At 32.3% G+C, this 5,943-nt stretch carries 3 protein-coding genes; 1 reads left to right on the top strand and 2 read right to left on the bottom strand.

Features of this window, described 5'->3' with window-relative positions; all coding sequences use genetic code 11:
• Nucleotides 1-1,225 precede the first annotated feature (1,225 nt).
• A complete protein-coding gene (locus tag STA7437_RS24525; RefSeq protein WP_150109213.1) occupies nucleotides 1,226-1,522 on the bottom strand; it encodes a hypothetical protein in 297 nt (98 codons plus the stop codon).
• A gap of 262 nt (nucleotides 1,523-1,784) precedes the next feature.
• Here STA7437_RS24525 and STA7437_RS24520 point away from each other — a divergent pair, with 262 nt between their 5' ends.
• The gene (locus tag STA7437_RS24520) at nucleotides 1,785-3,002 is read left to right on the top strand and encodes an RNA-guided endonuclease InsQ/TnpB family protein (protein WP_015212138.1); all 1,218 of its coding nucleotides are present in this window, start codon (nucleotides 1,785-1,787) and stop codon (nucleotides 3,000-3,002) included.
• Nucleotides 3,003-3,044: 42 nt separating this feature from the next.
• On the opposite strand, the gene STA7437_RS24515 is transcribed toward STA7437_RS24520, so the two are convergent.
• Nucleotides 3,045-5,936, bottom strand: coding sequence for a hypothetical protein (locus STA7437_RS24515; protein WP_015212137.1), 2,892 nt, complete (start codon nucleotides 5,934-5,936; stop codon nucleotides 3,045-3,047).
• Nucleotides 5,937-5,943: the final 7 nt, after the last annotated feature.

The following is a 5,943-nucleotide window of genomic DNA, read 5'->3' as shown; positions in this document are numbered from 1 at the left end:
TTTACTTAGATTTTTGTTTGTTGCCAGTCTGCATGGTTATTTTCGTACCTGCAACTGGCTGTTTTTATTGGTGGGTAAGGTTTCAAGCGATTCTGAATAGTGTAAATTGATTACAGTAGTTAATTGACATTAAATTTCAATAACTAATTGGTTGATTTATTGATTTTCAGTCATGCGTTGTCGTGAAACGCTGTAACCCTTGTAAATAGGTTGTTAGAGTTAAAACAACTATATGTTGTCGGTTGGACTAAACATGAAAAATTTGGATTTTTAACTGGGCGATCTGTTCTCGGAACTAAGACGGTCAAATTGTCAATAAGTATTATTTTTTATCAATAAGTGTTTAATTTCCAAGCTTGAAAATTCGATACAAAAACCTGAATGGTTGTTCAGGTATTCACGTTATTAATGATTTTTAATACTTAGCTAGTGTCTAAATTAATTGTTAGTTGATTTGTACTATTTAAACTGAGCGTGAAGCGTTTAAATGTACTAACAACTATTGTTTTGTGTTTTAAATTGCTGAAATAGCTCGTTAAATAACGACAATTGAATTTTTGTTGGTTAAAATGGTAAGAAGTGTTGAATAATGACTTTAAATTTTTAATATTTAAATTTTTTGCTATAAATAAGGATTTTTTAACTCGCAGTAGCCAATAGTTCTTTAAACCTTGGATTCTTGAAACGTAGATTTTCCAAGGTTTATATCTTGTTTTGTAGAAATTTAAGTTTGTTAACTTGGATAGCTGAGATAGATGAGATATCATAAAAACGACTTCTTAAACGTTTTTCGGGCGTTTCAGTCATAAAGTCGCTCTAATGCAAGTACTGGTAATACTGCATTGGAGCGCATTTAATTTCAAGGGTTCACAATAACACGATTTAGATTGTGCAGCTTCAAATATCAATCTAAAATTTTGGCTTTTTACCTGAAAGTATTATGAATGTAGTTTGTCGTTTTTTTGGTGTTGATTAAAAAAACAATTAAAGACAAACTCGCGTTGATTTTTTAAACAATCAAAGTTTGTCTTTAATCAGTATTGAGAAAAAGTCCATTTAATAGGATTCTTATTGAGAACATGACGCAAAGGGCGATATTATAAGGGGATAGTAATGCGTCATCAACCCCAACTTAACCGCGACTTTTTACACCCCAATTTTTTGCTTTTGTAATATTGGTTTAATCCTGGTGGAAAAAGTCATCCTTTTTGCCTTGTTAATTTGGTCAATCTTCAGGTCTTGACCATGAGAGATAGTCGCATCCCAATACTTCTTCGATTTCGTCCATTAATGCCCACATTTTGAGCCAACGTGGTGATGTTCTTGAAGCGTTCTTTTCTACCATTTCTTCACGGTATGTTTTCAAAATTTCAAGAACACGGTCATAAGCTCCAGATTCAATATGTCCTAAATCCCAAAGACTAATTCTTGATACTTTAGTACGATTGCACTGATTATTAAAAAGCTTTGCTTTCCTGCCCGAATTAGCCCTCTTGCCACCCCAGTTAGTATGATTCATCATTACCACCTATTATCTTGATTTTCTTGTAACAATAATCAAGATGATTTTTGTTACATAAATCAAGTTTACTTGAAACCTGTTACATAAATCAAGTTATTGTTAAAAACCGCCAACTCGATTAATGTTACCAAAATCATGTTGACGGTTTCTGTACACGCTTAGGCTACGTTACCAAGAATTTTGGGTTTAAAGCCTCGCCCTTCAGAGCGACTTTTTATTCATATATGTTATACTAATTTTATGCAGAGGTCGAGAGCGTAAAATGATAACTTTAGAGTTCAAACTTAAAGGTAATAAACAGCAGTTTCTGGCAATAGATGAGGCTATACGCACTGTTCAGTTTGTTAGAAACAAATGTGTTCGTTTATGGATGGATTCTAAAGGTATCGGCAAGAAAGATATCTACAGATACACTACTGAACTTAGAAAAGAGTTTAAGTATGTAGAAGCCCTCAACTCTTCAGCTTGTCAACAGGCAGGAGAGAGAGCTTGGTCTAGCATTGCTAAATTCTACGACAACTGCAAGAAGAAAGTTAAAGGTAAAAAAGGTTATCCCAAGTTTAAAAAGAATGTCCGTTCTGTTGAGTATAAACAATCAGGTTGGAAACTGTCAGATAACAGAAAGAAGATAACCTTCACTGATAAGAACGGAATAGGAACTTTAACTTTAAAAGGTGGTTGGGATTTGAACTTCTACCCAATCGACCAAATAAAACGAGTTAAGATTGTTCGTCGGGCTGATGGTTGTTATGCTCAATTTGCCATCAACATTGATGTTAGAGAATATGTAAAACAACTAGAACCTACTCAAGACTGTATAGGCATTGATGTTGGTTTAAAGTATTTCTATGCCGATTCTAAGGGTAATACTGTACCTGTTCCTCAGTATTATCGTAAAGCAGAGAAGCAATTAAACAGAGCTAATCGTAAGAAGTCTAAGAAGTTTTGTAAGGGTCAGAAACAATCTAACAATTATCTCAAGGCTAGAAATAGATATGCTCGGAAACATTTAAGAGTAAGTAGGCAACGTAAAGGCTTTGTCCAGCGAGAGGCATTGCGCGTAATCCAATCTAACGATTTGGTAGCCTATGAAGACTTAAAGGTTAAGAACATGGTGAAGTCTAAACTATCCAAGAGTATTAACGATGCTAGCTGGTCAGCTTTCCGTAGCTGGTTAGAGTATTTCGGCTGGAAATATGGAAAGGTAACTGTAGCAGTACCTCCTTATAACACTAGCCAAAACTGCTCAAACTGTGGCGAGAAGGTTAAGAAGTCTCTATCAACTAGGACACATAAATGTCCTCATTGTGGATTTGAGGCTGATAGGGACTTAAACGCTAGCCTCAATATTTTGCAATTAGGATTGCGTACTGCGGGACACGCAGGAACATACGCTTGGGGAGAGACTCCCTCTTGGGCATTTGGAGAAATCCTGATGTCTAACGGAGACTCGTTGAACCAAGAATCCCCTCGCCTTTAGGCAGGGGAGTGTCAAAAGCCCTCGTTAGATTATTGTCTCATCTCAATTATCGTTTCTACGCTTGTACAAATTATCAATTGCTTCTTTGCTGGCTAACAGTGCATCTTGCTGTTTATGTGTCTGATAAAGTCTGTGAGTATTTCTATTTTTCAATTGTCGATTTACAGTATATTTTTTATCACCCTTTCTAATTGATTCTTCAATATCTTCTATCATTTGTTGATAGTTTAAATCACCATCATTATCTAAATAAAACATTTCATAAGATTGTGTGTAATGACGTAATAAAAAGTCGTATTCGCGTTTCCAAGATAAATATTGTTGATAAGTATTAAAAGTGAATTGTGATAATGAAAACTCTCTTAATAATCTTGAATGATAAATAGTATATCCTGGTATTACTTCTGTATTTTCCCAATATGATCTGTTTTTACGATAATCACCAACTTTTAAAATTTTCTGATTAATAAATACTTTACTACGTTGTACTTTTTGAGAGTTTTCTAAAGAACAAAGAAACTCTTTAACAATTTCTAATTGTTGTTCATAAACCAACTCATTACCATCAAATACAACTATATCTTTAGCACCTTTAGAATAGCTTCTCATTTTAACATCTTCATTACCGTTAAAATATAATCGATAATTTGCTGAACCGTGAAAACAACCTTTACTTGAGAAGTCTTTAATTTCTATTTTGTATTGTCCTATATGCTCTTTACCATATAAATCAATAGTTTTTTGGTGTAAAACATCAATGCTATTAAATAACGACTGTAAATGCTCGTGACAAGCTATGTTGTATAAATCAATAGCTTCTTTATAGTTTAATTTAGTTTCTGTTCTATCGTTAAATTGAAGATTAATATATTCGTTTTTTACAAAATATTTTATGATCTCTTTGCCGAATTTATCTAAAGTTACTTTTGTATTTAAAGGTTTGAAATAATAATCATCACCATTTTCTTTTAAATATAAATGTACTGATTTAGTACCATTTAATTGTCGGTTATTTCTGGAATAAGTAACAGCATTCATATCAAAAGTACCACCATCAGTAATAGTTTGATTACTGTTAAAACCTTTTTCCATGTACCAAGCATAAGCTCTTGCTCTAGCAGTAATGTTATTACCTACTACGACATTACCAACTCTAAAAAATGGCGATACCATATCACCATAAATAGTATTAACACAAAGTTTATATAACTCATTAAATGGTGTTTTCTTAGGATGTTTTTGACGTTCTAATAAAAGCTTATCTACAACTAATTTTCCTAGATTTATTCCATACCATTTATGACATTCTTCATGAATAGATATTTTTCGCTGTTTACCTTTTAGTCTTTTTATTTCTGTAGTATTTTTACCTTTATGATTGGTATGCTCATTGACCAATTCTTCAATACTATTTACTTGGTCATTAGCGGAGTACCACATAGCTGTTATTACTATCAAATTATCTAGTAACTCTTTGCGTTGTGGTGTTGATGCTATGTGTTCAATCCACTGTAAACCGTCATGATTTAATAGCGCATTTTGAATATCATTTTTGAATATTTTTGTTGTCCCAATATCATCAATTTCCCACCATTGATCTGTGTAACTAATTTCTGTATCTGTTGGTAGCGTTCTAATATCCTTTGGTGGTATCCAAGATATAAAATAATCTTGTTGATATTTCAGATAATAATCGTCTTTTAAACTGATTCTTGCTTGCCATAATCCAGGTACAAATTCTTTATTATATTTCTTTAAAAATTGTCTGAGAGTTAAATACTTATTAGTAGTACTATTTCTAGGATAATCTAACAGTGATGGTACACCTAAAGGATATGTTTGAATTCTTAGACCATTACCATAACATCCAGCTATATCTGGGTTACAAATAACTGTTTCTAGAAAAGTGTCTAATGGTCTATTGTTACGACATCTTCCACCATCTACTTTTGCATTTATAGCACCAGTAGTACCTAATCTTTTTAAGTAATCTGCACTGCCATATTTACAATATTTATTAATAAAATCTCTAGTTTCTGGTGGTGCATTAAATTGTTTATTAATTGCTGATTCAATTATTCTAGATACTGTTGCTCCAATAGTAAGTTTAGGTATTGTGTAATAATTTTCTAATCCTAGTGATTGATAGATTAATTTAAAATTTTCAACATTCCCTAATAAAGCATTATGATTATATAAATCACCTAGTGCATAATTATCAAAATCTTCTGGTCGTTGGTCATACATATCCAACATTCTACTTTTTTCTTCACTAGTAAAGTTATCTTTAAAATCAAGTTTTAAACCGCTATTAGTACAGAAGTTTTTATAAGATGTATTACCATGTACTGCACTAGTATCATAAATACTCAATCTAACACGATAAATATAATTATCTAATAGTATTAACCAAGGTGTTTCTATCCAATTTAAATACCTATTTTTCTCACGATGAAAAGTTCTTAATCTTCTACCTTGTTCAATACCATTATTACTTGTTGTTTCTAATAATATCTTTTTAAAGTCTTGTCGATACTGGTTCATAAATACTCTAGGATATTCTGCAACCGCAAAAAACGAATAGCAGTCAACTTGTAACCAAGGTATTTCTCCTGGTACATTCACAGATTGATAGTTTAATTGCTGTATTTGGTGTCCTAAGTCATTTAAGTAGTCCCATACCACAAAATCATATTGAAACGGTTTATGGCGCGATTTTGTGCGGATATCGCTAAATGAGTATATCTTACTATCGTTATTTCCAATAGCTTTACACTGAACCGTGATATTAGTGCATATTTTTGGTTCTGTGTTAAATATATTGGCTAAATGCGTGTATTCGGTGTCTATTTCTACAGGAAAATAAAGATTTTGACCGTTTACTTGTTTTTGTTTTGAAGTGTAAATATAATCTTGAGATTCTTGATAGAACATGAGAAGA

Source organism: Stanieria cyanosphaera PCC 7437, from assembly GCF_000317575.1.
Taxonomy (GTDB): domain Bacteria; phylum Cyanobacteriota; class Cyanobacteriia; order Cyanobacteriales; family Xenococcaceae; genus Stanieria; species Stanieria cyanosphaera.
This window is presented reverse-complemented; position numbering and strand designations above follow the sequence as displayed.

Excerpts from the sequence above, each read along its gene's own strand:
- STA7437_RS24515 (WP_015212137.1), bottom strand. The coding sequence starts at position 5,936 with ATGTTCTATCAAGAATCTCAAGATTATATTTACACTTCAAAACAAAAA.
- STA7437_RS24525 (WP_150109213.1), bottom strand. The coding sequence starts at position 1,522 with ATGATGAATCATACTAACTGGGGTGGCAAGAGGGCTAATTCGGGCAGG.
- STA7437_RS24520 (WP_015212138.1), top strand. The coding sequence starts at position 1,785 with ATGATAACTTTAGAGTTCAAACTTAAAGGTAATAAACAGCAGTTTCTG.